This is a genomic window from Caballeronia sp. INML3B, from assembly GCF_023631305.1.
Classification (GTDB): Bacteria; Pseudomonadota; Gammaproteobacteria; order Burkholderiales; family Burkholderiaceae; genus Caballeronia; species Caballeronia turbans.
In genome coordinates, this window is record NZ_JALQDI010000073.1 from 48,908 (window position 1) to 73,426 (window position 24,519).

Here is a 24,519-nt window from a genome sequence, read left to right on the forward strand (position 1 = left end):
CCTGCGCGTGGTTTGCGAAATCCAGCGCTGACGAGCTTCGCTTTTTGCCATCGCAGATGGTCTGCGTCGATCGGATGAACCGCTTGCAGCGTGATTCCGTGTGTGTCCCCCACGAGAGTCATCCGGGATTTTTGGTGCATTGATTAGGATTACTAGGTTTGCTTTGATTTAAGCCGTGGTTTAGAAAGACGGTTCGATTCCTCTCAGGCGCGAAAGCGAGAATGAATAACTGGCATCCGGACGTATCGCAACAGTTCGCCGGGGAATTGGCTCCCGAAACGGGAGGCCACGCGTAATGGCGCTGCTTGCAGTTACCCACCTGACGCCGGTCATCGGCGTGGACGTTCATCTGATCCAGACATTCGCAGGCCCCACGCTACCGCTGCCGCATCCGCACGTAGGCATGGTGTTCGATCCGATGGAGTACCTGAGCCTCTTGCCAGAGGGCGTCGGCAACATGGTGTCGATGGGCATGATGGCGATGGGCGCGGCCTCCATCGTCAAGATGGGCATGCGCAGTTTTGGCGCGGCGGCGGTCGGCGTGGCGGCGATGGCCGTGCAGAGCGCCGCTGGCGGAGGCGGTGGACCCTATCCATGTCAACGGCCTGATGCGCACCACCGCGGGCACCCAGACCATTCATGTTCCCGGCCTGCATTTCCCGATTGGCGGCACGTTCACGGGCCCCGACGCGCCCCGGCCATCCAGCAACAGCGAATCGTTCCTTGGCAGCCTCACCGTGCGCGCCAACGGTGACCCGATGTCCTACGCCGTGTTGCCCGCGCTGAGTTGCTGGTTCGTGGGGATGCTTTCGCTCTCTCACAACGCTGAACACAGCAAGCGCGGCTCCGCCTCGCTGCCGACCTCGATGATGCTGCCGATTCCCGCCTCACGCCCAGTATTGGTTGGCGGTCCACCGGTGCCGAGCATCGCGGCGCTCGCGGGCATGGCGATGCAAGCCGCACACGCCCACGCGATGAACCAGAAGCCGAAGTTCTGCGACGTATCGCGGGCGATTCAGGATCGACTAGGCGATGGCAAGTGGGGCAGGTTCCTCAGCAGCGTCTGCCAGCGTGCCTTCGGTGAACCGGTCGATGGCGTGACTGGCGAAGTGATCGTCGAGCAGCGCGACTTCACCGTGCGCGGGCGTTTGCCGCTCGTGTGGCATCGCTACTACGCGAGCCATGACATGTTGCCGGGCGCGGCGGGCCACGGCTGGCGCACGCCTGCTGACATCCGCCTCGATTTGTTCGAGCACGACGACGAAATCGGCGGCATCGTCACCTGATGGTGCGCCATACGGATCGTAACGGCCTGTCGTTCTATTACTCGCATCAACATCACGACGATGGTCTCTGGCGCGTCGATCATGCGTGGGGCGATGGTGGGCTGTACGACTATCTTTTCGAGTACGACCTGACGCATCTGGAAACACGCATCATCGATTCGCTTGGCGGCGTGACACTCCTGCAAGCCGATGCACGCGGCCTGCCGATCATGCTGACCGATCCGATGGGCGGTGTCTCCAGCTACCACTACGACGGATTGGGCCGCACCACGTCGATGGTCGATCCGGCGCGCAACCGCACGACGTGGGAATACGACAACTTCGGCAATGTCGTGAGCCAGACGCTCCCCGATCGAGGCCGCGTCTGCACCGAGTACGACGAAACCCTCAGACCCGTCGCGATCACCGATCCCGAGGGCGGCGTATGGAAACAGGCGTGGGATGCGCGCGGAAATCTGGTGCGACAGACCACGCCCGAAGGCATCGAGACGGCGTTCGAATACGATGCGCGCGGCCAGCTCGTGCGGGTCGACGATGCGGCCAAACAACCCACGACGCTCATCTACGACACGTTCGGCTATCTCGCCGAATTAATCAACGCGGCGGGCCGAAGCATCCGCCTCGCGCACGATGCGCGCGGCAATCTGCTGCGCCGAGAAGCGCCCGGTGAAGACGCCACGTCTTATCGCTGGGACGCCAAGAATCGTTTGAGCGCGTGTCATTTGCCCGGTTCGCGGGACGTGCTTTGCGAGTATGACGCGCAAGACAATCTGATCCGCTATACCGACGAAGCCGGTCAACTCACGAGCTATACCTATTTCGGTCAAGGGCGGCTGCACACGCGCACCGATCCCGATGGCAGCGTGACGCGCTATCACTACGATACGGAGGAACAACTTGTCGGCGTGAGCAATCCGCTCGGGCAGCAGTGGCAACTCAAGCGCGATGGGAATGGCCGGCTGATCGAGGAAGTGGACTACTGGGGTCAGGCGCGACGCTACGCTTACGACCCCGCCGGACATTTGACGCGCTCCATTGATCCGTTGGGGCAGGCGCTCGCGATTCAGTGCGATGCCTTGGGGCGAGTCGTCAAGCGCAGCGCGCAGACGGGCGAGGAAGAGTGTTACGCCTATAACCGCAAGGGCCAACTGACCACAGCGAGCAACGCGCACGGCACGGTTGAGCGCACCTACGACACCGATGGCCGACTGACGCGTGAGACGCAGCAGCAGGCGTCATTCTCGGGAGCGATCGAGTACGTCTATGACGAGGCCGGGCGATTGTCGATCAGGTCGCTTACCGTTACGACGTGCTAGGCAATCTCACCGAGCGCGACGACTCGCGGCTTGGCACAGACCGCTATCGCTACGATCCGTTAGGGCGCATCGTGGCGCATACGGACCCTGCGCAGACGTTGCGGCACTTCGTATATGACAGGCAAGGCGATCGTTTCAGCAGGCAGTATGCGAACAAGGATGGACGGCAGATAGAGCACGACGGCGGCGCGCGATGGTGGCTCGATGCGGCGGGACAACTCATCGAGCGGCATTATCACCGGTCGGGCGTGCAGCGTTTCAAGTGGGATGCGTTCGGTCGGCTCGTGCAGTTCGAGAACACGCGTAACGAGCAGTGGGCGTATCGCTATGACGCGCTGGGGAGGCGTATCTGCAAGGAGGCGCTGGGAAGACTTTACACCGCGCAGCCTGACGAGGTGCAGACCCGCTGCTTTCTGTGGGACGGCGATGCGATGGCGGGCGAGAGCCGTCATGTACGCTCCAAGAACGAGGGCCGCTTCTATGCTTACCACCTGAAGAGCTTCGAGCCGCTGGCGATGCAGGCCGTCTCGATAGATGAGGCCGCAGGTGCGCCGCGTGCTGAAATGTTCTACTATCAGAACGACTCGAACGGCGCACCGGTGAGACTACGCACCGACGACGGGCAGATCGCTTGGGAGGCACACTATGGTGTAACGGGCGCGGTTGATCATATCCAGACGCATACAATCGACCAGCCGATCCGCCTCCAAGGCCAATACTCGGACGATGAGTCGGGACTGAGGTACAACCGGTATAGGTACTTTGACTCCCAGACCGGCAACTTCATCTAGCAAGATCCGATTGGCCTGCACGGCCGCGTTAATCCACATCAGTTTGCGCCAAATACATTCGGGTGGATCGACCCTACAGGCTTAACTAATGAGATTGTTCCGTATTGGCCGCCCAATGACGGCGCATCAGGGCCCGTTAGCACTATCACCTTGAAGCCGGGGACGCTTATCGATCGTTATGGCTATCCTGGCGGTAGTTAGACATCACCGATAGGGACGCCATACCCGATACGAGCCTTGCCGCCAGGAACCGATGTCACGAAACCCTATTACACCTACGAGGTAGTCAAGCCTATAGAGGAAGTTAAAGCGAGCAAGATTGCAGCATGGTTTGGTGAACCCGGCGGGGGAATTCAATATCTTCTGCCACGATCAGTACAGGAGCTCATCGATTCTGGTCACTTGCGTGAGGTAAAGAGTAATTGTGAATAAACACGAACTAGTTAGAGTGTTGGAATCAACTGACTTTCCTAAGGACAGTTATTCAATTGATGAAGTATCAGACGAATCGCTTTGTTTGATTCATGAAGGAAAGACTTGGAGGATTTTTTATAGCGAGCGCGGTCAGCGCACCGAAGAGCGGTCGTATCCCGACGAAGCGGAAGCTTGTAGTGAATTCTTTGAAAGACTGAAGCACATGTTAGGACGATAACTCAAGGGAACGCGAAAAGCGTCCCTATTGCTGATGATCCACTCCGCAGAAAATCCAATGGGCCTTAAAGACAAGCGTAGGTTTTCAGGAGAGAGCTTTTATTGGAGCAGGCAGAATAACGGCGTCGGGCCGCTGACGCGGCGGCCTTTGGCTCTATCTTGTTCAGTGGGAATCGCAGGCCGATCCGCGACGACCTTGACGCGCTGCCTCAGCGCGAATTCGGCGGGCTTGGGAGTCGAGCGGGACAGACTTAATCGCGATTCCCATCGGTCCAACGCTCAACTTTGCTTGACGTGACGAATGAAGTGCTCATTCGCCAACACGCGTTCATCAACGTCCTAACCGCCACCACCCGCCGCAATCCGCCCAGCCGCAGCCGGATCGCCATGCGGCACGAAGATATACCCCTGCCCCCAAACCGTCTGCACATAACGCGGCTCCGACGGATCGATCTCGAGCAGCCGCCGCAACCGCCAGATCGCGACATCGAGACTGCGATCGCGATGCGTGCCGTTTCCGCGCATCTTTTCATTCAACTCAGCGCGCGTGAGCACGACCATCGCGTTTTTAACGAGCGTCTTGAGCAGCGCGAATTCGCCCGAGCGCAGCGCAATACGCTCGCCATCGCGGCGCAGTTCGCGCGTGCCGAAGTCCATTTCGAACGGGCCGAAGCGATAGGCCGGCCGCATCTCAGGCGCGCTCGCCACGACCGGCGACGCGGGCTCGCGACGCCTCAGGATCGAGCGGATGCGTGCGAGCAGTTCGCGCGGATCGAAGGGCTTGCCGAGATAATCGTCCGCGCCGAGTTCGAGCCCGATGACGCGATCGAGCACGTCCGAGCGCGCCGTCAGAAGCATCACGGGGATATCGTCGCGCGCGTTGCGCAACTCGCGCAGCGCGCTGATGCCGTCCTTGCCGGGCATCATGACGTCGAGCACGATCATCGAGGGACGCTCGGCCTGCACGCGGCGCTTCAGGTCCGTTCCATCGCTCAGGACGGAGACATCGAAGCCGTGCTGCCGCAGATAGTCGCGAACGTGATCGCGCACAACGGGGTCGTCGTCGACCATCAGTACATGGGGTGTCATGGGCGGATTCTAAGCGCAAGCCCGATGCCGTCGCGATGGCCGCGAACTTTCCATTTCTTTCCGTTACGGCGCGTTTCAACGACGATGCGCCGGCGGCTCTCCCACGTACGCGGGTCCGCGCGAGATAGCACGCGCGTGCTTCACACGTTTCTGGCGTCCGCAATGCGTTCCGTAAACATCCGTAATGTCGCGCCAGGCGTACGAAGCGCGATAAGGAATTAAGGCCGAATAAAATTTTGAGATGTCTACATCGGTTCTTATCGTCGACGACGACCCCGCGGTGCGCGATCTGCTGCGCCGCTTCTTCAACGCGCAAGGCATCGACGTTTCCGTCCTCCACGACGGCGGCGGCCTGCGGCGGCGGCTTACACTCGAACGTCCGTCCATAGTCGTGCTCGACATCATGATGCCGGACATCGACGGCCTGCGCGCGCTGCGTGATCTGCGCGCGGCGGGCGAGGACATTCCGGTGATCTTCGTGACCGGTTGCGACAGCGTGCCGCAAAAGATCGCGGGGCTGCAGTCGGGTGCGGACGACTACCTCGCCAAGCCTTTCGATCCGCGCGAACTGCTCGCGCGCATCGAGGCGGTGCTGCGGCGGCGCGCGAGCGCGCCGAGCCGTCCGGAGCCCGCGCCGCGCGAACGCTTCGGGCGCTTCGAAGTGGACTTCGTGACGCGCTCGCTATCGAGCGGCGGCGAACGCATCGCGCTGCGCGATAGCGAATTCGCGCTACTCAAGGTGTTCATCAAGCATCCGTACAAGGTGCTGTCGCGCGTGCTGATTCACGATCTAGTGCATCGCGACGATCTGCCTTTTCGCGATCGCGGCCTCGATGTGCCGATCTGGCGTTTGCGCCGCCTCATCGAAGACGATCCATCGCATCCGCGTCATGTGCAGACCGTGCGCGGGCAGGGGTACGTATTCGTCCCCGACACGGACGCTCCGGCATCCGGCTGGACCGAGGCGTAACCACGATGCGTCCGGGTTTCTGGGAGTCCGCGCGCAGGCCGCGCGGTTTCATCGACACGCTGTTCGGCCGCATGGCGATCGTGTCGATCTGCGTGCTGCTCGCGCTTCAGGGCGGATGGTTCGCGATTCTGCACGTGCAAGGGCCGCACAAGGAAGCCGATGGTTACGCGCGCGCGTTGCTCATCGTGCTGGAAGCGGCGCATAACGATGTCGCGCTCGGCGGACGGCTCATGCGCGAGACGCGCGTGCATCTCGTGCCGGTGTGGAACATGCCCGAGCCGCTCACGCTGCGCGACGCCGCGAAGACGCGCCATGCGCACCTCGCGCGCCAGCTCGCCGAGCGGTTGCCGCCGGGCTCGCAGATCGCCGTCGATATCGATGGCCATAACAAGTCGCGGCTCTGGGTGCGTTATCCGTCGAGCAACGTGTGGATCGTCACGCCGATCGATCTGCCGCCGCCCGCGCCGTTCATCACGGAGGGCGTCGTGCTGCTCGCCGGTGCGCTCGTGCTCTCGCTCATCGCGACGTGGCAACTGCAACGCCCGCTCGCACGCGTCGCGCAGGCGGCGCGCCGCTTCGGTGGCGGCGAACGGCCGGTGCCCGTAGAGGAAAACGGGCCGCGCGAATTGCGCGAACTGATCGGCGCGTTCAATCAGATGATGAAGAAACTCACCGACGCCGACGACGATCGCGCCGTGATGCTCGCCGGCATCGCGCACGATCTGAAGGCGCCGCTCACGCGCCTGTCGTTGCGCGCGACCGTGCTCGCGAAAGACGAACGCGAGCGCGCGCATTTTCTGCGCGATATCGATTCGATGACGCGCATCGTGCAGCAGTTCCTCGAATTCGCGGGCCGGTCGTCGTCGGAGAGCGCGAAGACCGGTGTCGATGCGTTCATCGCGGAGCAGTTCGCATCGCCCGAAGATGGCGACGAACCCTTGTTCGCGCTGTCGCTCGAAGCGGGCGAGACATTCAGGTTGCCGCGGACCTTCATAGATCGCCTGATGACCAATCTCGTCGACAACGCGCTCGAGCATGGCGAGCCGCCTGTCGAAATCCGCACCGCGCGGCAGGGCGGAGACTGGCTGATCGAAGTGCGCGACCACGGACCCGGCATTCCCGATGAGCGTCTCGATGACGTGCTGCGGCCCTTCGTGCGGCTCGACCCAGCGCGCAGCGGCAACGGGCATTGCGGGCTCGGGCTCACCATCGTCGAACGTCTTGCGCGCGAGCAGCGCGGCCGCTGCGAGATCGGCAATGCCGAAGGCGGCGGGCTGATCGTGCGCATCGTCATTCCCTTCGAAGAAACATGATGCTCGTTTCGTCCATGTGCACGACGCCGTTGTCGCGCCGTGCTTTCATTCGCCGCGGCGCGCGTGCGGCGCTGCTTTCGACCACGTTCGGCGCAGGCGCGCTGCTATCGGCGTGCGGCGGCGCGAGCGACGGCCAGAACGTGACCGACACGCCGAAGCTGTCCACGATCGAAAACTTCCGCGATATTGCCGGGATGGGCGAGGGCTATCCGACCGTCGATGGCGCACGCTTGCGGCGCGGCATGTTCTATCGCTCGGGCGCGCTCACGCCCGACGATGCGGACGCGGCTGCGCTCGCGCGCCTGTCGCTGCGCGCGGTGCATGATCTTCGCGTCCTAGGAGAAGCTTCGATCGCGCCGGATCACCTGCCATCGGGCGCCGTGCGCGAGACGCACGAGATCGCGCCGATCGACGTTGCCGCGGCGAGTCCGGCCGACGCCGCTGCCGCGAGCGCGTGGATCGTGGAGCGTGAGCGTCAGCTCGTCACGGACCCGGTCGCGCGTTTGCAGTTCGGCTTGCTCCTGACGCGGCTCGCGCGCGTGTCGGGGCCGCAGGTGATCCACGGCACGGCGGGCAAGGACCGCACCGGCTGGGCGGCGGCGCTTCTGCTCTCCATCGCGGGCGTGCCGCTCGACGTGATCATCCAGGACTATCTGCTGACGAACACGGCGGCACAGACGCAGATCGACGCACGCATGACGGCGCATGCGGCGCGACTCGGCACCGATACGCAGACGGTCGCGCCGCTGTATCAGGCGCAAAGCGCGACGCTCGAAGCGGCGTTCGAAGAAATGCATCGCGAATTCGGCACGCTCGGCCGCTATCTCGCGCAGGGCTTGTCGATGAATAGTGCGGATGTGGCGATGTTGCGGGCGAAGCTGATTGCGTAGACGGGACGCTCAGGCTTGCGCATGCTCCCGATACGCCGCAAATTTCGACGTTTTCCCGATGCCCGGATTGAAGCAATTGCACGGATCGAGTTGCTTGTAGAACGCGGCGAGCTGCGGCTTCGCCTCGTACAGATGCCCTACGTTGTGCTCGGCGGGATACTCGGCGCCACGCTCATCGAGCAATGCGAGCATCTCGTGCTCGAGCGCCATGCAGTCGTTGCCCTTGGCGACGATGTAATCCTGATGGAACACATGACACAGAAAGTGCCCGTAATACAGCTTCAGAATGATCGGGCGCTCGATCTTCTCCGGCAAGCGCTCGTACCAGTCGCGGTCGTTGCGCCGTAGCGCGATATCGAGCGCGACGATATCCTCGACCTCGCGGTGATGCACCGCGCGATAACGCACCGCCGCGCTTGCCGCCGCGAACCGATGCAGAAAGGCTTTGCGGCCCTCTTCGTCGGTGCATTCGAAATACGCGCCGCCGCCGTTCGCGAAACGCTGGGCCAGGAACGCGCGTGCTTCCTCGATGCCCGCTGCCGGCACCTTCAGCATCAGATGATGCTCGTACTGTGCGCGATACGCGTTGAGCCGCGCCGGCAGATGGTCGGGCAGACGCTCGCTCACCCACTGCAGCATGCGATCGCTCATATGCTTCGGCAGGACACCGAGGCGCTCGAACCACGCATCGCATCGCGTCTTCAGATTGAAGAAGAGGGGCAATCGATCCGTGCCGAACCTGTCGATGATGACGAAGAGATCCTTGCCGTATCTCTTCGCGATGTCGAACGCATCGCGATGCAGATACTCGCCCGCAATCGGCAAATGCGTGAAGTTCGCGAGCGCATGCCGTCGAATGTCGGTCAGCACGTTCGTATCGTTCGTGCCGATGTAGAACACCTTCGCGCCTGGCTCCGCGGCGAACGTGTCGAGACGCACCGCGAACGTCATCACCTTGCCTGCCGAACCGGATGCTTCGAACAGGCGGCGCGGGTCCGCATTGAAGCGCGCGGGCGTGGGTGCGTCGATATCGCGGACGTGCGTCGCGTAATCGTGATCCGAAGCGGCCGCGCCATCACGAACATCGGCATCGGTGAATGTCCCGTTTTCGATGCGCGACAGAATCTCATCGGGCGTGCTGCCGAGTTCGATGCCCAGATGATTCACGAGGCGCAGCACGCCCGATGCATCGACGGCGGCGAACAGCGCCATCTCCGTATAAGCCGGCCCGCGATGCACGAGCGAGCCGCCCGAATTGTTGCTGATACCGCCGAGCACCGATGCGCCGATGCACGACGAGCCGATCACCGAATGCGGCTCGCGTCCGAGGGGCTTGAGCGCCCGTTCGAGTTGATCGAGCGTCGTGCCGCCGATGCACACCACCTGCTTTCCGCCCTCGATCAGATGCACGCGTTTGATGCGCGTCGTGCTGACAATGACGACGTCGCGATCGTAGTCGTCGCCATCGGGTGTCGAACCGCCCGTCAGACCCGTGTTCGACGCCTGCGTGATGACGATTGCGCGCGCGGCGACGCATGCGGCGAGCACGCGCCATTGCTCGACGAGCGTGCCGGGCCGCACCACCGCCAGAACGCGGCCGCTGCCGAAGCGGTAGCCGGTGCGATAGCGGCGCGTTTCATCGTCGCCTGTGAGCACGTTGTGCGTGCCGGCGACATCGCCGAGCGATGCGAGCAAGCTCGCACGCGACGCGCCGAACGAAAGGGCGGAGAGGGCGGTATCGGACATGATGGCCTCACGCGCGGCGCGGTTCCGAAGACGACTCTTGCGGCGCCCCCGCCGTTGCGCGCTGCGTGAGCGTCAGCACCGCGCCGACGACGAGCGCTCCCGCAACGACGACGAGACCGGCGTTCGTGCTGTGCGTGACATCCTTCATCCAGCCGATGATCGACGGGCTCACGAAGCCGGCGAGGTTGCCGATCGAATTGATCATCGCAATGCCGGCTGCCGCGGCGGTGCCGGTCAGCACGCTGCTCGGATAGGTCCAGAAAACCGGCATCATCGACAATACGCCGGCCGTGCCGAGCGACAGCGTGACAAGCGCGAGCGCGAGGTTTCCCGTATGGAGCGTGCTCGCGTAAAAGCCCGCTGCGGCCGCGATGCCCGCGAGCGCGAGATGCCAGTGGCGTTCGTTGCGGCGGTCGGAAGAGCGCGCGACGAGCATCATCGACACGATCGCGACCGCATAGGGAATCGCGGTGAACAGGCCGACGTCGAGTGCGTCCTTCACGCCCGCCGTCTTGATGAGCGTCGGCAGATAGAAGCTCACGCCATAGAGGCCCATCATGCAGCAGAAGTAGATCGCGGCGAGCCGCCACACGCGGCCGTTCGACACGACGCGCTTGAGCGAATGATCCGCGCCGGCGGAATCATCGCGTGCGATGTTGGCTTCCAGAAGCTGCTTTTCCTGCTCGCCGAGCCAGGACGCAGCGCGGATGCCGTTCGGCAGCAAGAACAACGTCAGGATGCCGAGCACGAGCGACGGCAGCGCTTCGAGCAGAAAGAGCCATTGCCAGTTCGACAAGCCGTGGACGCCATTGAACGCCTGCATGATCCAGCCCGAAAGCGGCCCGCCGACCACACCCGCCACCGGAATGCCGATCATGAAGAGCGCGTTCATGCGGCCGCGTCGCGTACCCGGATACCAGTACGTCAGATACAGCACGATGCCCGGAAAGAACCCGGCCTCGGCGACGCCGAGCAGAAAGCGGAGCGTATAGAACATCGCGGGCGTCTTCACGAAGAGCGACGCCGCCGACACCAGCGCCCATGTCACCATGATGCGGCTGATCCACACGCGCGCACCCACGCGATGCAGGAGGATATTGCTCGGCACACGCTAACGGACGGAATGTAAACCGCACGTCGAGACGAGTTAGCAGGACGGGAACGATGAGTTAGCAGAAAGACAAAAAAAAGGCGATGAGCGTTTATAGGTACTAACCCGCACTCGCGGTCTGCTGTAACCTATACGATAGAATCGCGATTCGTCAAGCGGCATAAATGGCGAACAGACGTTTGATTTAATTCGACAAAGTGTCTGGCTCGTACCCACCACCGCGAACGTTCACGCCACCACCGTGACCGTTCACGCGTACGGCGCCCGGACATACCGGAGTCGCGCAATGTGCTACGGAAACCCGGATCAGTTACTGGCCGATCTGCTTCAAGCTCGCCCCCTCGTGCCTAACGAACATGGGCATACCGCGTTAGACGACTTCGAACACTTCTGCGCCTACTCAGGCTGCGACCCAAACAACGCTTGGGCCAAATATGGCTACATCAGCGCTCGAGTACCGCCAGCGACGGCATGACCTCGATCCCGCTGATCGATGCCAAAGACTTGTTAGCCACCCTTACGCGTGCGCCGTTCGCGCGAGAGAACTGGCTTTATGAGTTGAACTACGACGGCTATCGTTGCCTCGCTCGCAAGGTCGGCACGCGCGTTGAGTTGATTTCACGTCAAGGCAACATGATGAATCCCTCGTTCCCCGATATTGTCGAAGCCGTTAGCGCTGTCCCCGGCGACTTCGTATGGGACGCAGAGCTAACCGTTGACGAAATGTCCGGCAAGTCCTCGTTCGAACGCCTGCAGTTGCGCGCCGGCACAAAGGTCGAGATGCGCGTACGCGCGGCCTTGCGTGAGCATCCCGCCCGGTTGTATGTCTTCGATATGCTCGCGGCCGGGGCACGAGACTTACGCGCGTTGCCACTGTTTGCCAGAAAGGAAGCGCTTCGCGACTCATTCGAGAATGCCCATACGCTGGCCTATGTGACCGGCGTTGTCGGGGCCGGCGCGTGGGTGTTCGAGCAAGTCGAAGCGCACGACTTTGAAGGGATGGTTGCAAAGCGGCTCGACGCTCCCTATCAGCGCGGACGATCAAACGATTGGCTAAAAATTAAATACGCGTCCTATAGTCGGCCTGCTGCACTTGGATGGGGGCGGAAATAAGCATATGGCAAACGGAAGCGTAAGTCTTGGCGACGTTGCCACGCGAGCGACCCATATCGAGGTCGCTTGTTCCCGTTGTGAGAGGCTCGGTCGATATCGGTTGTCCAGGCTGGTTGCTAGGTTTGGCGAACACTTCCCAATGACCGATCTAGGCTCAGAACTCGCGGATTGTCCGAGGCGCAACGCCTCAATGACTGAGCGATGCGATGTCTATTTTCCCGGCCTTCTAAAAGTCTTGGGGGGCTTCGATCGTCCAACAGTTAATCCAACGGAGAACGATGATGACGAGTAAGGGCAGATCAGAGGCGAGAGGCAAGCCATGAACGCTCGCTACTATACGTTCTTTGTGACCGACTATATCTGTCTCGTCGATCGTGATTGCAGCGGCTGTCGAAGCGTGACCAACGATATGGACCGCATCATTAAAGATGACCTCGCTGCGATACTTACGCCAGCCGTGCGCCTCGTATATCGCGATTCAGAAGGACGATGGGACGAAGTCAAACTAAAGCATGACAGCGGCACTCCAATATTTGACGGGTTCGCTCCGCTCGATATCAAACTCGCTTCAACCTTCGATGTATTAACCCCAGCGTTTTGCGGCGATGCAATCGACGACAACCTGCTCGCAATGGGATACGAGCGTCCGTTCAAGGTGCTCGACGATGGCCGCATCGCCGCGTTGCAGATTATCAACCCTTGGCTTGTCGCGCTGGTCGTTGGCGTCCACGCGTATGGCCACACGGATGCCTACTACTATCGAACCCGCGCCGCAGCTAAGCACGCCCTCGAAAGCTGGAGCGGTGAAGGCGAACCACAGCAATGGATTCGCCATCCACAAACCGGCCGGCGACGTGACAACGGCGATCCCGCGCGAGAGTATTTTCAACCATAGAACGGAGTTTCGATGGAAAAGTCATCACCTGATCTAGTCATGCGCGATTACATATTCGAACTATACGAGTTATGCGTCGAACTCGGGATGGTAGTGCGTAGCGCTAAAGCTGATCCCGAATTCGTGAGTGTCCCGCGTGCCAAAATCAGTCGGTTTCTGTCCATCGTGCCATTGGTAGCGGGTTACGCAATGGCGCTAAAAAAGCTGCCCCCTAAACCCAAACCTTCAAGGCGCAAAAACCGCCTTCAGAAAGAGACCGTGAACGCCGATCCGATACTGTGTTCCGAAGCGCTTGCGCTCATACTTTCGCATGTGGACTATACAAGCCGACGTTGTACGTTGACAGAACAGATCGGCGCTGTACTGCCTGCCCCTGTAATACATCAAGCCCGCGCCGCATTAGACGCGTACAGACTGAGAGAGTAATAATGAACAATGCCGATGAACAACTCCGAGAAACGATGCTCGAAGCGTACGAGCTATCCGTTACCTTGCGCGGCTTGCTCGATACGACCGCGCCTCAATCCGAGAACATACTAGTTGCACGCCGAGACCTCGAACGCGTCGCGCAGATTACGCCGCTAATCGCGGGCTTCGGTCTGGCCGCCGTACCGATGGCGCGGTTCAAGCAGCTAGTCGATACGGTCATCAAAGCCGACTCGCATGCGTGCATCGCGACGCTCGCGCTCCTGCTCGACCGGATCGACTACACGCAGAACGCCTGCGCGCCCGATGAACCTATTGGAAAGGTGCTGCCGGTCGAACACCTTGTTGAGGCGCGTACCACGCTGCATAAGCGGAAGGCATGTTGAACGGGGCCTATCTGATCGATCCGCTTGCACGAACGGTCACGCTCGTTGACCGCGGCGATCGCAACTCGCTTGCCCCTGTTTATGCGCTGCTCGACTGCAAGTATGTCGATGGTTATCAACTTGGGGACACGGGTCCCGATGTGCTCTATGTCGACGAGTATCAGCGCGAAGGCCGCGGCGCCTTCGCCTGTTCGCGCATACCTGCTCCGTTGATCGTCGGCCGCGCGTTATGGGTAGGCTCGACTGCAGACGGCGAGGAAGCCGATCCCGACACGCCGCTCGCGATTGCGTCGCGCTGCATCGTTTTTCTCGAAGACGACTGACGCGCGCTCGCTTAGTCGTACAACCTGAACCCCGCCGCCGAGCGGGGTTTTTGTTGGGCGCGGGTTTTAGAGTGTTTGCACTGCTGAAGTCGTGTGCTTTCCTGACCTCGCTTGACAATATGTAGTTGTCGGCGGCGATGACGGCCGCGAAACAAAAATTACTGACCGCGAGGCATGCATGAAACGAGTAACGATAACCGACAGGCGCGGCATATATCCGACGTACGATCAGATCGTCGAGGACGACGCGAACCCGTACATGCTGATCGACGAACACGTTGTCGCGAACGGCGGCAAGCCCTACAAGGTCGGCATGTCGATGTCGGCATACTACGGCCGTTTTTGGGTCGTGCAAAAAACCATCACCGAATAACGAGGAACCTCAGATGAAAACGCTGCTTACCGCAATCATCGCCGCCGCTACTATCGTCGCCGCCGCGCCCGTTCATGCCGGTCCGGTCTGTTATACGGAAGGCCGATATGCGGCGCTAGTGACACAAGGGCGCGATATTGGCATGCCCGAGCAAGAGGCTCACGACACTGCAAAAGATAAGTCCGCGCTAATCGCGATGATCTATCACGATGCGCAGTTGAAGAACTTCAGCCCGAGTGACACGCAGCTGATCGTCCAAAATCAGTGCGTTAAGAAACACGGCGCGAATTGGTGATCGACATGAAAACCGGTACTGCAAAAATCGTCACCGATTTGCGCGCTGAACTTCTCGAGATGAAGCGAATCGGGATGGACGTCCCCGGTAACGCGAACTGGTTCATCAGCGGGAATTGGCAAGAGTTGGAAGTGATGCGCGAAACGATGACGCTGTCTGAAGTCGCCGACTATGTCTGTGCGACGGCTCGAACGCTGCAACGCCCTAACTCGTAGAGTGTTTGCACTGCAGATAAGCCTGTCTCAGCAAGCGTAGTCACAGCAATATGAACTTGTCGGCGACGATCGCCGCTAAACAAACACACTTAGGAACCCTACCATGTCTAACCTGAACCTGAACGACGTCACGCTGAACGCAATCCGCTCGATCGTCGCCGAAGAAATCCGGCGCTATGCAGAAGAACAAGCCGCCGCGAAAGCTGCGCGTCCGAAGCAAAGCTTGAGGTTGACCGCCGAGGAAGCTGCGCAATATATGACCATCGATGAAGTCGCGGCGGTCACGGGCTACGGCGTGCCGTCGCTGCGCTCGATGGCGTCGAAGAAGATGACGCCGACGGCGTTCTCGATTCTGCCGGTCAAGGTCGGTACGCGCAGCCTGTACAACCGTGCAGACGTGCTCGCATCGCCGAAGGCGCAACAGTTCGGCGGCTTCATCGCGACGCCTAAGGAACTGCCGCCGACGCAAACGATGCTCGTCGATGGCAAGGGCGACGCGATCGGCGCGATCGGCGCATCGATTCAGAACGCGATCGACGCAGCCGTTAAAAAACCCACCGCGAAGAAAGCGGCGGCAACGAAGACCGTAGCGACGAAGTCGGCACCGGCAGCGAAGAAAGCCGCGCCTGTCGCGAAGAAAGCGCCCGCTAAGAAAGCAGCACCGGCCGCGAAGAAAGCGCCGGCGCGTAAGAAGGCCGCGTAAGCGGCACGGTATCGAACTTCAACTGTGAATGATGGATATGAAGATGAACAAGCTCTATGAGGTGAAGTGATCGCCATGAATCAACAAGTCGTTGCAACCAAAGTGCCCGACGATCGTCGGCTTGCCTTCCTGCCCGAAGCGTTCACGCCGCGCACGATGATGCGCGCCGAAGGGCTCGTCTACCATCAAGCGTGTCTGCTATCGAAGCAATACACCGGCGGCTATTGGGAGTTCTTCACGCTGTCGAACGGCGGGTTCTATCTGCGTCCGACCGGTCGCGAGCGCTTCGATGTGGCGATCGGTGGTAACGGCTACGAAGGCAGCGTTAGCGCCGACGCATTCGGCGTGATCGTCACGCTGTTCGTCTACGGCGCGCTCGTATGGATCGACGACGAAGCGCTGCGCGAGAAGTTCTCGAATCACTATCATCAGCTGCGCGCGTTTGCGATCGATCACGCCGAGCGTGAAGCGATACTGAGCGCGATCGACTAAGGACAAGTAATGGGCCGGATTTTTTTTGAGGGCCGCGCGCATGAGGTGCGCGGCGGTCTGGTCTACATGCGAAAGCTCGGCAAGTCGGGGGAATGGCATTGGGCGCGCGCGCCGCACACTTACCATCGCATAATCGCGGCCGTGCTCGATCTGCATCAGCAGCGTGAACCTGAAGGGGGTTGTGATGAAGCGAATCGCGATGAAACTTGCAGCGCGGCAAGCGGCGCGTCGACCGGCGCGCGAATCGCGCAAGCTCGTAAAGCAACTGATTGCAACGGCGCTTGAGGGGAACATCGAGGATGCGCTCGCGGCGCGGCGTGCGCTCGCCGGCGCGCCGCTCGACAGCAAGGCAGAGCGGAAAATTTGAAAACTGACCAGAACACGCTACAGCCGATTCGCGGCCGCGCCGGTGCTAAACCGTCGCGGCCCTTTTTGTTCGTCGCGCCAGCGGCGATTCCGGCGCGTTTTTGCGCTACTCGTCGTCTCTCTGGATATCGTCGCTACCGTCGCCTTCGCGTAGCTCGATCACGCCTTCGTCCTCGGACTCGAATACGTCCGACGCGCCCGCATCCAGAATCGTTTCATTGACGTTGTCGTAATCGACGATGACGCGGATAGGTTCATCGTTCTGATTCTCGATTTTCACTTTCATGATCGCTCCATAGGTTGCACGGGTTGATGCTCGGATAAAGAGCGCGCGGCCGCCTGCGGCATCAGACACGGTCGCCCGGTCGCCGCGCGCGCGTCGCGGTAGGTCTCGCTGATGCTGCACATCATTTCGGCGGCCGTCGCGCGATCGCCGAGCACGGCGGCGGTCGTGCGAATCTGTTCGAGCTGCTGACAGTTCGTGTCGATGAAGCTGCTGCCGAAGCTCAGACCGAACGAGACACCCTGTGCGCCTGCGGATACCCCGAGCGTGCAGAGCGCCGTGGGCATGACGTTGGGCGCGTAGGCGGTCGCGACCGGGATGCGCGGCGCTTGATAGTTCGTGCTGCTGCTATCGCCCTCGACGGTCAGGGCGTTGCTGCTGTTGCCGCCTGCCGCATTGCCGCCCGTCGCGTTGCCGCCCGCCGCCGTGCTGCTGCCGCCCGTCGCGCTGCTCGTGCCGCCTGTCGCCGTGCTGTTGCCAGATCCCGTCACCGATCCGCCCGCACCGCCTTGGCCGATACCGCCAGCGCCGCCGAGACCGCCTGCACCACCAGCGCCACCGAGACCACCCGCACCGCCGCCGACCGTGACATTGTTCGTCGCGGGCGCGCTCGGGCTGGCGGTCGCGCTCGCGCTAGGATTGGCGGTCGTCGTCGTGCAGTTCGCCTCGTCACGACAGCCTCCGTTGATCTGCGCGTGCGCGCGCTCTGTCAGAACCGCGATGATCGCCGCGGCTCCGACTGCGATAACGATCACGAGCAGCGCGGCGCGCAATATCAAGCGCTCGCGTCGCTTCATGGGCGGGAGACGTCAGGCAGGGAAGCAGGCTTCGCCGGTTCCGCTTTGGGCTTCGCCTTCGGCGGCGGCGAACGGCGGATCGTGTTGACCGATGAATCGCTCGCCTCGACGTGCGTGAAACAGAAGACGAGGCAGACCGGTTGCCATGCGGTCGCGTGCGGCGGCGTGTGCATCTGACAACCGCCCAGGCAGATCGTTAGCAGGACGAGCGAGGGTTTCATGACGGCATCGGTCCCGGCAGCGGCGCGTTCGCCTCGATGTAGCTCAGCACATCAGGATTCGCCGCGAGGAACGCTTGCAGCTTCACGACCGGATCATCAGCGAGCGCGATCGCCGCTTGCACATCAGGCTGACCGACCGCCTCGATCGGCGGCTGCGGACTCGCCTCGAATACTGGCGGCTCGTCGACCGGGATCGTGCTTTCGGACGTGCCTTGATTAGGCGGGATTGATTCTTCGTAGCCGGGTGAATGCGGCAGTTCTTCCTCGTCGTCGCCGTCGCTGTTCGTATCGTCGTCGCCCAGGCGCGGGACGATCGGCTTGCGTTGCTCGGGCGGCTTCATGGGCTTGCCCGTTTCAAGATTGCCGTATTGATACATCGGCTCGGGCGGGTCCGGCAAAAGTGGTCCGGTCGTACCATCACGGTTCACGTTTAGCCGTATGACAGGCGGCAGCAGATCAGCGGGCATCGTCGCAAGGGGTCGCGGCATCGAACGCGCTTGCTCGACCGCCTTCAATACGGCATCGCGCCGCGTCACGTTTTCGAGTTCGTCATCTTCGGGCGGCACAGGCCAGTCGAACGAGAATGGAAAGCCCGCCTGCTGCGGCACGTCTCGCAAGGCTTGACGATATCGGCGGGCCGCCTCGAGCTTTTCTTCGTCGCCTGCGTCCTCGGCTCGATAGACCAGCGCGTCGGCTCTAAGCAGCCGTTCGGCACGTTCCCACCGATGATGGACGCCCGCGATCGTTGCGCGTATCTCGTCGCGATACTGCTCCCACCAGTCAAGCAGCTGAGCGCGCGAAGGTTGCGGCTCAGGCAAACGCCAGAACTGCAGGAACGCTTCGCCCAGTTGCTTGCCTTCCGTATCGAGTCGATGGCCGGTGAGATAGTGCGTACCGTTGATCGTGTTGGGCCAGAACTTTTGCAGCAGATAGAACAGTTCTTCGTTGCTCATGATCTTACTGGTTCCTTAGCACCACGCCGCGAATCCATTGCGCGCCCGACACCCAGTTGCCATTCGAGTTCGTGCGCCATCCCTCCATCACCCACGGTGCGCCCATGTCGAGCGTGGTCGGTCCGTTGATGGGTCCCCACTCGTTGATGCCTGAGTCCCACTGCACCCGTGCACCGGCACCCGCTTTGCCGGACATCCAGCCTTGCGACGATGAATAGATATTGCCGTCCGGAGAGAACTGCATGTTGCCTTGTCCGTTGAACAGGAATTCAAGATACGCATTACTGAAGTTATAGTGGATGCGCCATTTATAGTCTTCGCTGCCGGCCCGCGAGAAGTCGTGATAGGGCCCGTAGTTATATTCGCATTGCTTGACGAAACCCGCTCCTAACCAAGTGCGATAGCCGTTGGCGTCGCCATTCTGTCCGACGCGCTGAATATCGTTGAAGGAAAATCCGCGCCATCCATAATTGCCGTTGTCGGCAATCATGAGGTTCCACGCATTGCCTGCGCTGTTAATCATCCCCATACCGATAGCGCCCGCGCCATAACCGTTCGACATTGCTGCGTCGGCACGCATGCGCGCATTGCCCGCTGGCCCCGCTAATACTACTTGTCCATAGCCATTGACTTGCACATCACCGCTGTTTACATTGACTTTCGTCGCGACGTTGAGCGCGCCCGCATCGGTCAGACTCATCGGCACCGCATTGTTCGCACCGTTAACCCACTCGAAGCCGGACAAGGTGTTGTTACTGCGAATATGCGGGCTATAGCTGCCTGCCTTCAGATATAGCTGATATGAGATGGAGCCGGTCGCGTAGAGCGTCAGTGCGCCGGTCATCGTGTCGCCGGTGCGGTTGACCTTGTTCGCGACGCTCGTCGTCACGTCGCTCATGAAGTTGTCGATGGGCCCAAGATCGATCCAGGCGTCGTTCGCGTTCGAGCGCCGCTTCAGGCGCATCGCGGTCGTGTCGCCCCACATCATGCCGGGGTAAGTGACTGTCGGCGCGGTCGGTCCGGAGTTGTCGCCGATCAGCGCGAGGATGATCGCGTTAAGCTGCGTACGCATGTCCAGGCCGGACGGATGCGCGGGAACCTGATAGCTCGGGACTTGAGTCATTGCAATTCTCCGTTTTCGTTCGAGCGGCGCATAACAGGGCCGATCGCGGAACGCTGCGCCATCAGCACATCGAGGTCGAGCCGTTCGAGGTCTTGCGCGCCGAGACCCGCGAGCGCCGTGTGCTCGTAGCCATAGCCGCGCGCAATCCAGTCGCATGTCTTCGCGATGCCGGTCCCGGACGAGTTCTGAAACTGGATCGTGAACTGAGCGGCCGTCTGTCCGGTGATCGTCCACTTATCACCCGAGGCCAGGCCCTGCGCGATGATGCTGATCGCGGGCGCGTCCTTGAACGGCACCGTGAACTTGATCGTGGTCCCGGCCGCCGCGACCGGCACGTTATTGCGCGACTCGATCCGATCGGGCACATCGACTTTCACGCCGAGGTCAATGATCCCCATGCCCGTCGTGTCATCCGGCACGTATTCATTGAGCCTGAAGCGTGCTGCGCGGAACGTCAGATCGGAGACGACCAGCCGCTTGTAGGCGTTCCAGTCGGCGGCGACTGCGGTCGCCGGGTCCTTATTCGTTGTCGAGACCATCACGAGTGCGCCGCCTTCGTCGATCTTCGATCCGTCCACATCGGGACGCAGATCGAAGTCGGGCCACTTGTCGACATCGTCGAGCAGGTTGTAGACCGCCCCGTCCATATAGGCTTGACAGCGGATCGTGTACACCTTGCCAAGATCGATATAGGCCGGCGAGAACAGATAGGTTGGCGTTGTCGTAACGCCCGTGCCGTCCGCGTTCTGCGAGATATAGAGCACGCCGGTCCGCACTTCCATACCGCTTTTCGCGCCCGCGAAAGCCGGGTCCTGCGCCATGTCCACGACGAGGTTATAGTCTCGCAGCGGGCCGGTCGTGCTGATGATATAGGCGGCGTTCACGCTGAACGCGTCCGAGCTATTCACGAGCTTGCCGAGGTACGTCCCCTTCATCAGCGGCGCGAAGCCGTTGTTCTGAGACCCCGCATACTGCGTGATCGGGCTGGCTTCTTCCCACGTCACGGCAGTCGTCAGCCGTGTCGAGTAGCGGATATTGACCTGCCCGCCGACGATCACATCAAGGTCGGTCGCGGGCACCCACGACAGTTGCGCCGCGTCGTTATAGATATCCATCTGGAAGCCCTGCATATCCTGCGGGGGCTGGTTTAGGGCGCGCAGCTGCACGCTGATGGTCGCGGGCGACGAGCGCGCGCCGATCGCATTGATCGCGATGACGCTGAAGGTACAAGCGCCTTCAGAGGTCGGCTGGACATCGACGCTCGGCATGGCCGTATCGATCGTCACCGCCGCATCGGTTGCCTTCTGATAGATGACGGTAAAACGCACGGCGCCGAGCGGCGGCAGCCATGAGAACGTCGCGCGCGCGCCGACCACGACCGGGCTGATCGCGTACTTACTCTCAGTGATCTTCAGTTCGGTACATGGTGCGATATGGAACGGATCGATTACCGAAGTGGGCAGCGGCTGAAGCTGGAGATTGTTCTCGATCGCGTCGAACTTGTCGGGCCGATAAGCGACGCCCGAGATTTCGATGTTGTGCTCGTCGTCCTCGGTCACGCTGACGCAGCGCCACTGTTCATTCACGAGCGTCATGCTCGATACGCTCCACACGCTACCGCGCACCGGCGCGACCGAGAACGGCGGATCGACGGTGATAATGTCCGTTTCTTGGTGCGTGTTGGTAGTGGTCGAGCGCGTCTCGAACATGCCGTTCGGCAGCATCACGGAGAATTGCGCGATGCCGACCGTGATCGGCGCATCGATCTGGATCGTGTCGGTGGTGGCGCTGATAACGCGTCCGCCCATGCGCAGACCCGCGCGCGTCGGGTCGGTCGTCGCGAAGATATCGCCAGGCCGGCTGTATGCGCCATTCAGACCGGTCTTGAAGCTCACCGTCTCGCCCAGTATCTGTTCGCTCAGCAGCGCCCAGCGTCCGATACGATGCGCCTGTCCGCGCGAGGTACAGCCGAAGGCCCGCACTTCGAGCGACCGCACGCCCCACAGATTGATGGCGCTCTGATCCTCGACATACTCGATTACCTGCTGATACTTGCTCTTGGGATCGTTCCACGTAATCAGCGCGGTCGTGTGCCGTTGATTAAGCGGCGTGCCGACATAAGAGAACACGCCATCGATGACGTTGGCCGGGGCATAGACGACCGTGATATCGCCCGGCATGTCGGCGGCGAACGACAAGGTATTGCCCGACCAGAACAACACGCCATTGAAGATGCTGGCGAACTGCTGAACCAGCGCGATCGCGTCGGCGCGCTCCTGAATATAGACGTTGCAGGTATAGCGCGGCTCCGTGCCGCCGAAGCCATCGGAGACGAGCCCATCGCAATATTGCGCGATCGCGTACAGCGTCCACTTATCGATCAGGTTCGGGCTGATGTAGCCGCCGAGCCCGAAGCGCGCGGTCGTCGCGAGGTCGTAGACGATCCACGCGGGATTGTCTGTCCAGGCGATCTTAAACGTGCCGTCCCATGTCCCGACATAGGTCCGCGCGATTGGATCATAGTTGCTCGGCACCTGTACGCGGCGCATCTTCACATCGAACGACAGCTTCGGAATCTGCTTGAAGCTCGACGCGTCGATCTGCACGCCGCACAACGCCGAGTAGGGATACATCAGTTGCGAATCGACAATCTCCGTGTACGTCTCCCACTGGAATTTGTCTTGTACGTTCGCTGAGGTCGCATCGGGCGTCAGCCGCACGACGCGCACATCGAACGTGCCGCCCGCTTGATTGAAGCGGTTCGCCAGTTCGATGCGGTAACTGCGCTGATAGCGCGAGGTCGTCTTGCCGGTGATCGTGTCGGTGTAGATCCGCTGGAAGCCGCCGCCGTTGCGCTGCAGTTCGAGTGCGATACTCACGCTCGCGCCGTTGAGGTCGCCGGTCGTCGGGTCGCTCGTGGTCATCTGCGGAAAGCCGAGCGTGACCCGGAACGAGGTCATGTTCGGATTGGTCACCGAGCGCACCACCGGCGCGGCGGCCGTGACGATCACGCCGACGGTCGATTCGCTTTCGGTCGCGGAGAAGCCACTGATCGGCGCTTGGTTCGCCGTGCCGCTTCGATAGTCGATCGCCGCGCCGCTGAAGTTCCAAGTGCCGTCCGCGTTCTGGAGCGGCGTGTCATCGACAAATACCTTCGTCGGATTGCCGAGTTCTTCGAACTCGCCTTCGCCGATCAGGTTGATGACGCGCGCGTACTGGATCGAGCGCAGGCTATCGGGTGCTTCGACCGGCGCGCGTGATCCGCCCGAGCCGCCACCTTTGCCGCCGCCGCCGCCCGCGCCGATGATCGGCGGGTTCTGCATGTCGTCGGGCCTCATCGCACGATGATCTCGTTGTTAGTGCTAAAACCGACCGAAATAACCTGCGAGCCGACGATCATGCGCCCGTAGCCGAGCGGCACCGGCCCGCCTTGGCCCATCGTATTGACCGCGCCATCGAAGGCGAGCGACGGCTGATTGTCGGCTTTCTCCGGGGTCGCCGTGCCGCTCTGACGTGGCGCGAGCAGCTGCGCGACACCGCCCATCGCCATTGCCGCGCCCATCGAGACGAGCGCCATCGACAAACCGCCCGAATAAGGCGACGCGACCAGACCGATGACCGCGAGCGCAGCGCCGCCGATGATCTTGCCGAACGCGCCCGAGCCCTGCACGAGCGGCACGATACGCAGCAGCCCTTCGGACTGCGGGAAGTGCAGATCGTCGGCGTCATAGTCCTGATGCGGGCCGCGTACTAGAAACTGCTGCGCGCCGTGCTCGATGAAGTACGCGCGAAGGCCCCGCAGTTGCACGCACAGCGCGTGTATGGCCTCCGCGGGGGAGCGCACGGCCAAGTCGTAGCGCCGGCCATAGCGGGCGCGCAGATCGCCGTATAAGAGGACCGTGAGCATTACGATGGCTCCCGCATGAGTTCGCGATGCCTGAGGATCGCGGTCGTACGCCGCTGATAGAACTCCTGATACGCTTCGCGCCGTGAAGCGTGGCCGATCAGGTGATGAAGGATTACGCCATCGCCGAGATAGACCGCCATATGATTTTCACGGCGCGCGCGGATATTCATCAAGATCAGATCCATCGGGCGCAGCAGCTTCAGATCGTCGCTCGTCGGCGAATGCTCGACGATCGGCACGAAGCCTTCACGCGCGAAGTTCTCGCGATAGAGGTCCGAGCCGTCCTCGCTATTCCACCAGCCGTAGTGCCGTTCATAGTCGTTTAGGTCGATGCCGCCCTCGGCGTATACATCGCGCACGAGCGCATATACTTAGTTCGATCTGTAGCACTTTCTACAAACGAACGGTCATTCTCCTTACTAATACCTCTCTCGAAGGCAAATCCGTTGCACTTCTGCAAGGTGAAACTAATCTTCTGCTTTAAC

The 24,519-nt window shown here is 61.4% G+C and carries 29 protein-coding genes; 18 read left to right on the forward strand and 11 right to left on the reverse strand.

What is annotated here, in order from left to right; translation table 11 throughout:
- Positions 1–295: 295 nt before the first annotated feature.
- The 5 genes from NCS58_RS29270 (at position 296) to NCS58_RS34535 (ending at position 3,825) form a co-directional block, all read left to right on the forward strand.
- On the forward strand, positions 296–754 hold the full coding sequence (locus NCS58_RS29270; RefSeq protein ID WP_143756436.1) for a hypothetical protein: 459 nt from the start codon (positions 296–298) through the stop codon (positions 752–754).
- 4 nt (positions 755–758) lie between these two features.
- The gene (locus tag NCS58_RS29275; RefSeq protein ID WP_250538933.1) at positions 759–1,286 is read left to right on the forward strand and encodes a DUF6531 domain-containing protein; all 528 of its coding nucleotides are present in this window, start codon (positions 759–761) and stop codon (positions 1,284–1,286) included.
- A complete protein-coding gene (locus tag NCS58_RS29280) occupies positions 1,286–2,602 on the forward strand; it encodes a hypothetical protein (RefSeq protein ID WP_250538934.1) in 1,317 nt (438 codons plus the stop codon). The genes NCS58_RS29275 and NCS58_RS29280 overlap by 1 nt, the downstream gene beginning before the upstream one ends.
- A complete protein-coding gene (locus tag NCS58_RS34395) occupies positions 2,596–3,393 on the forward strand; it encodes an RHS repeat-associated core domain-containing protein (protein ID WP_250538935.1) in 798 nt (265 codons plus the stop codon). The genes NCS58_RS29280 and NCS58_RS34395 overlap by 7 nt, the downstream gene beginning before the upstream one ends.
- A gap of 210 nt (positions 3,394–3,603) precedes the next feature.
- A complete protein-coding gene (locus tag NCS58_RS34535) occupies positions 3,604–3,825 on the forward strand; it encodes a TNT domain-containing protein (RefSeq protein WP_086961174.1) in 222 nt (73 codons plus the stop codon).
- Between the two features lie 558 nt (positions 3,826–4,383).
- Here NCS58_RS34535 and NCS58_RS29290 read toward each other — a convergent pair.
- Entirely contained in the window at positions 4,384–5,133 is a 750-nt protein-coding gene (locus tag NCS58_RS29290) for a response regulator (RefSeq protein ID WP_061118923.1), read from the reverse strand.
- 241 nt (positions 5,134–5,374) lie between these two features.
- Between NCS58_RS29290 and NCS58_RS29295 the strand changes: the two genes are divergently transcribed.
- From NCS58_RS29295 to NCS58_RS29305, 3 genes are read left to right on the forward strand one after another with little or no spacing between them, the layout of a single operon-like run.
- Positions 5,375–6,103 carry a response regulator gene (locus NCS58_RS29295; RefSeq protein ID WP_061118924.1) on the forward strand — a complete coding sequence of 243 codons (729 nt, stop codon included), beginning with the start codon at positions 5,375–5,377 and terminating at the stop codon, positions 6,101–6,103.
- 5 nt (positions 6,104–6,108) lie between these two features.
- Positions 6,109–7,416 (forward strand): ATP-binding protein, encoded by a 1,308-nt coding sequence (locus tag NCS58_RS29300; RefSeq protein WP_061118925.1) that lies wholly within the window; start codon positions 6,109–6,111, stop codon positions 7,414–7,416.
- Positions 7,413–8,306 (forward strand): tyrosine-protein phosphatase, encoded by an 894-nt coding sequence (locus tag NCS58_RS29305; RefSeq protein ID WP_061118926.1) that lies wholly within the window; start codon positions 7,413–7,415, stop codon positions 8,304–8,306. Before NCS58_RS29300 ends, NCS58_RS29305 begins: the two co-directional genes overlap by 4 nt.
- A gap of 9 nt (positions 8,307–8,315) precedes the next feature.
- Here NCS58_RS29305 and dld read toward each other — a convergent pair whose 3' ends face one another.
- Both dld and NCS58_RS29315 read right to left on the reverse strand, forming a co-directional pair.
- The gene (dld, locus tag NCS58_RS29310) at positions 8,316–10,052 is read right to left on the reverse strand and encodes a D-lactate dehydrogenase (protein WP_061118927.1); all 1,737 of its coding nucleotides are present in this window, start codon (positions 10,050–10,052) and stop codon (positions 8,316–8,318) included.
- A 7-nt stretch (positions 10,053–10,059) separates the two neighbouring features.
- A complete protein-coding gene (locus NCS58_RS29315; RefSeq protein WP_311766302.1) occupies positions 10,060–11,160 on the reverse strand; it encodes an MFS transporter in 1,101 nt (366 codons plus the stop codon).
- A gap of 474 nt (positions 11,161–11,634) precedes the next feature.
- On the opposite strand from NCS58_RS29315, the gene NCS58_RS29320 reads away from it, so the two are divergent.
- The 10 genes from NCS58_RS29320 to NCS58_RS29365 all read left to right on the forward strand — a co-directional run bounded on the left by NCS58_RS29320 (position 11,635) and on the right by NCS58_RS29365 (position 16,669).
- Positions 11,635–12,276, forward strand: coding sequence for a DNA ligase (locus NCS58_RS29320; protein WP_250538936.1), 642 nt, complete (start codon positions 11,635–11,637; stop codon positions 12,274–12,276).
- Positions 12,277–12,595: 319 nt separating this feature from the next.
- Positions 12,596–13,171, forward strand: a complete 576-nt coding sequence (locus NCS58_RS29325; RefSeq protein ID WP_250477647.1) for a hypothetical protein — start codon at positions 12,596–12,598, stop codon at positions 13,169–13,171.
- A 428-nt stretch (positions 13,172–13,599) separates the two neighbouring features.
- A complete protein-coding gene (locus NCS58_RS29330) occupies positions 13,600–13,983 on the forward strand; it encodes a hypothetical protein (protein ID WP_250477646.1) in 384 nt (127 codons plus the stop codon).
- Complete coding sequence (locus NCS58_RS29335; protein WP_250477645.1) at positions 13,977–14,306, forward strand: hypothetical protein; 330 nt, start codon at positions 13,977–13,979, stop codon at positions 14,304–14,306. The genes NCS58_RS29330 and NCS58_RS29335 overlap by 7 nt, the downstream gene beginning before the upstream one ends.
- 178 nt (positions 14,307–14,484) lie before the next feature.
- The gene (locus NCS58_RS29340) at positions 14,485–14,679 is read left to right on the forward strand and encodes a hypothetical protein (RefSeq protein ID WP_250477643.1); all 195 of its coding nucleotides are present in this window, start codon (positions 14,485–14,487) and stop codon (positions 14,677–14,679) included.
- 13 nt (positions 14,680–14,692) lie between these two features.
- Complete coding sequence (locus NCS58_RS29345) at positions 14,693–14,974, forward strand: hypothetical protein (RefSeq protein WP_250477642.1); 282 nt, start codon at positions 14,693–14,695, stop codon at positions 14,972–14,974.
- Complete coding sequence (locus NCS58_RS29350; RefSeq protein ID WP_250538937.1) at positions 14,971–15,189, forward strand: hypothetical protein; 219 nt, start codon at positions 14,971–14,973, stop codon at positions 15,187–15,189. The genes NCS58_RS29345 and NCS58_RS29350 overlap by 4 nt, the downstream gene beginning before the upstream one ends.
- Before the next feature lie 103 nt (positions 15,190–15,292).
- Positions 15,293–15,892, forward strand: coding sequence for a helix-turn-helix domain-containing protein (locus NCS58_RS29355; protein ID WP_250477640.1), 600 nt, complete (start codon positions 15,293–15,295; stop codon positions 15,890–15,892).
- Between the two features lie 75 nt (positions 15,893–15,967).
- Positions 15,968–16,384 carry an antirestriction protein gene (locus tag NCS58_RS29360; RefSeq protein ID WP_250477639.1) on the forward strand — a complete coding sequence of 139 codons (417 nt, stop codon included), beginning with the start codon at positions 15,968–15,970 and terminating at the stop codon, positions 16,382–16,384.
- A 9-nt stretch (positions 16,385–16,393) separates the two neighbouring features.
- Positions 16,394–16,669 (forward strand): hypothetical protein, encoded by a 276-nt coding sequence (locus tag NCS58_RS29365; RefSeq protein WP_250477638.1) that lies wholly within the window; start codon positions 16,394–16,396, stop codon positions 16,667–16,669.
- A 187-nt stretch (positions 16,670–16,856) separates the two neighbouring features.
- On the opposite strand, the gene NCS58_RS29370 is transcribed toward NCS58_RS29365, so the two are convergent.
- The 8 genes from NCS58_RS29370 to NCS58_RS29405 are packed head-to-tail and all read right to left on the reverse strand — an operon-like array spanning position 16,857 to position 24,393.
- Positions 16,857–17,036: a hypothetical protein gene (locus NCS58_RS29370; RefSeq protein ID WP_250477637.1), complete on the reverse strand. Its 180-nt coding sequence runs from the start codon at positions 17,034–17,036 to the stop codon at positions 16,857–16,859.
- Positions 17,033–17,830, reverse strand: a complete 798-nt coding sequence (locus NCS58_RS29375; protein WP_250538938.1) for a hypothetical protein — start codon at positions 17,828–17,830, stop codon at positions 17,033–17,035. The genes NCS58_RS29370 and NCS58_RS29375 overlap by 4 nt, the downstream gene beginning before the upstream one ends.
- Positions 17,827–18,051 carry a hypothetical protein gene (locus tag NCS58_RS29380; RefSeq protein WP_250538939.1) on the reverse strand — a complete coding sequence of 75 codons (225 nt, stop codon included), beginning with the start codon at positions 18,049–18,051 and terminating at the stop codon, positions 17,827–17,829. The genes NCS58_RS29375 and NCS58_RS29380 overlap by 4 nt, the downstream gene beginning before the upstream one ends.
- Positions 18,048–19,004 carry a phage tail assembly chaperone gene (locus NCS58_RS29385; protein WP_250538940.1) on the reverse strand — a complete coding sequence of 319 codons (957 nt, stop codon included), beginning with the start codon at positions 19,002–19,004 and terminating at the stop codon, positions 18,048–18,050. The genes NCS58_RS29380 and NCS58_RS29385 overlap by 4 nt, the downstream gene beginning before the upstream one ends.
- A gap of 4 nt (positions 19,005–19,008) precedes the next feature.
- The gene (locus NCS58_RS29390; RefSeq protein ID WP_250538941.1) at positions 19,009–20,127 is read right to left on the reverse strand and encodes a hypothetical protein; all 1,119 of its coding nucleotides are present in this window, start codon (positions 20,125–20,127) and stop codon (positions 19,009–19,011) included.
- The gene (locus NCS58_RS29395; RefSeq protein WP_250538942.1) at positions 20,124–23,465 is read right to left on the reverse strand and encodes a host specificity protein J; all 3,342 of its coding nucleotides are present in this window, start codon (positions 23,463–23,465) and stop codon (positions 20,124–20,126) included. Before NCS58_RS29395 ends, NCS58_RS29390 begins: the two co-directional genes overlap by 4 nt.
- A complete protein-coding gene (locus NCS58_RS29400) occupies positions 23,462–24,034 on the reverse strand; it encodes a tail assembly protein (protein ID WP_250538943.1) in 573 nt (190 codons plus the stop codon). Before NCS58_RS29400 ends, NCS58_RS29395 begins: the two co-directional genes overlap by 4 nt.
- A complete protein-coding gene (locus NCS58_RS29405) occupies positions 24,034–24,393 on the reverse strand; it encodes an NlpC/P60 family protein (protein WP_250538944.1) in 360 nt (119 codons plus the stop codon). The genes NCS58_RS29400 and NCS58_RS29405 overlap by 1 nt, the downstream gene beginning before the upstream one ends.
- Positions 24,394–24,519: the final 126 nt, after the last annotated feature.

Excerpts from the sequence above, each read along its gene's own strand:
- NCS58_RS29270 (WP_143756436.1), top strand. The coding sequence starts at position 296 with ATGGCGCTGCTTGCAGTTACCCACCTGACGCCGGTCATCGGCGTGGAC.
- NCS58_RS29275 (WP_250538933.1), top strand. The coding sequence starts at position 759 with ATGTCCTACGCCGTGTTGCCCGCGCTGAGTTGCTGGTTCGTGGGGATG.
- NCS58_RS29280 (WP_250538934.1), top strand. The coding sequence starts at position 1,286 with ATGGTGCGCCATACGGATCGTAACGGCCTGTCGTTCTATTACTCGCAT.
- NCS58_RS29290 (WP_061118923.1), bottom strand. The coding sequence starts at position 5,133 with ATGACACCCCATGTACTGATGGTCGACGACGACCCCGTTGTGCGCGAT.
- NCS58_RS29295 (WP_061118924.1), top strand. The coding sequence starts at position 5,375 with ATGTCTACATCGGTTCTTATCGTCGACGACGACCCCGCGGTGCGCGAT.
- NCS58_RS29300 (WP_061118925.1), top strand. The coding sequence starts at position 6,109 with ATGCGTCCGGGTTTCTGGGAGTCCGCGCGCAGGCCGCGCGGTTTCATC.
- NCS58_RS29305 (WP_061118926.1), top strand. The coding sequence starts at position 7,413 with ATGATGCTCGTTTCGTCCATGTGCACGACGCCGTTGTCGCGCCGTGCT.
- dld (WP_061118927.1), bottom strand. The coding sequence starts at position 10,052 with ATGTCCGATACCGCCCTCTCCGCCCTTTCGTTCGGCGCGTCGCGTGCG.
- NCS58_RS29320 (WP_250538936.1), top strand. The coding sequence starts at position 11,635 with ATGACCTCGATCCCGCTGATCGATGCCAAAGACTTGTTAGCCACCCTT.
- NCS58_RS29325 (WP_250477647.1), top strand. The coding sequence starts at position 12,596 with ATGAACGCTCGCTACTATACGTTCTTTGTGACCGACTATATCTGTCTC.
- NCS58_RS29330 (WP_250477646.1), top strand. The coding sequence starts at position 13,600 with ATGAACAATGCCGATGAACAACTCCGAGAAACGATGCTCGAAGCGTAC.
- NCS58_RS29335 (WP_250477645.1), top strand. The coding sequence starts at position 13,977 with ATGTTGAACGGGGCCTATCTGATCGATCCGCTTGCACGAACGGTCACG.
- NCS58_RS29340 (WP_250477643.1), top strand. The coding sequence starts at position 14,485 with ATGAAACGAGTAACGATAACCGACAGGCGCGGCATATATCCGACGTAC.
- NCS58_RS29345 (WP_250477642.1), top strand. The coding sequence starts at position 14,693 with ATGAAAACGCTGCTTACCGCAATCATCGCCGCCGCTACTATCGTCGCC.
- NCS58_RS29355 (WP_250477640.1), top strand. The coding sequence starts at position 15,293 with ATGTCTAACCTGAACCTGAACGACGTCACGCTGAACGCAATCCGCTCG.
- NCS58_RS29360 (WP_250477639.1), top strand. The coding sequence starts at position 15,968 with ATGAATCAACAAGTCGTTGCAACCAAAGTGCCCGACGATCGTCGGCTT.
- NCS58_RS29365 (WP_250477638.1), top strand. The coding sequence starts at position 16,394 with ATGGGCCGGATTTTTTTTGAGGGCCGCGCGCATGAGGTGCGCGGCGGT.
- NCS58_RS29370 (WP_250477637.1), bottom strand. The coding sequence starts at position 17,036 with ATGAAAGTGAAAATCGAGAATCAGAACGATGAACCTATCCGCGTCATC.
- NCS58_RS29375 (WP_250538938.1), bottom strand. The coding sequence starts at position 17,830 with ATGAAGCGACGCGAGCGCTTGATATTGCGCGCCGCGCTGCTCGTGATC.
- NCS58_RS29380 (WP_250538939.1), bottom strand. The coding sequence starts at position 18,051 with ATGAAACCCTCGCTCGTCCTGCTAACGATCTGCCTGGGCGGTTGTCAG.
- NCS58_RS29385 (WP_250538940.1), bottom strand. The coding sequence starts at position 19,004 with ATGAGCAACGAAGAACTGTTCTATCTGCTGCAAAAGTTCTGGCCCAAC.
- NCS58_RS29390 (WP_250538941.1), bottom strand. The coding sequence starts at position 20,127 with ATGACTCAAGTCCCGAGCTATCAGGTTCCCGCGCATCCGTCCGGCCTG.
- NCS58_RS29395 (WP_250538942.1), bottom strand. The coding sequence starts at position 23,465 with ATGAGGCCCGACGACATGCAGAACCCGCCGATCATCGGCGCGGGCGGC.
- NCS58_RS29400 (WP_250538943.1), bottom strand. The coding sequence starts at position 24,034 with ATGCTCACGGTCCTCTTATACGGCGATCTGCGCGCCCGCTATGGCCGG.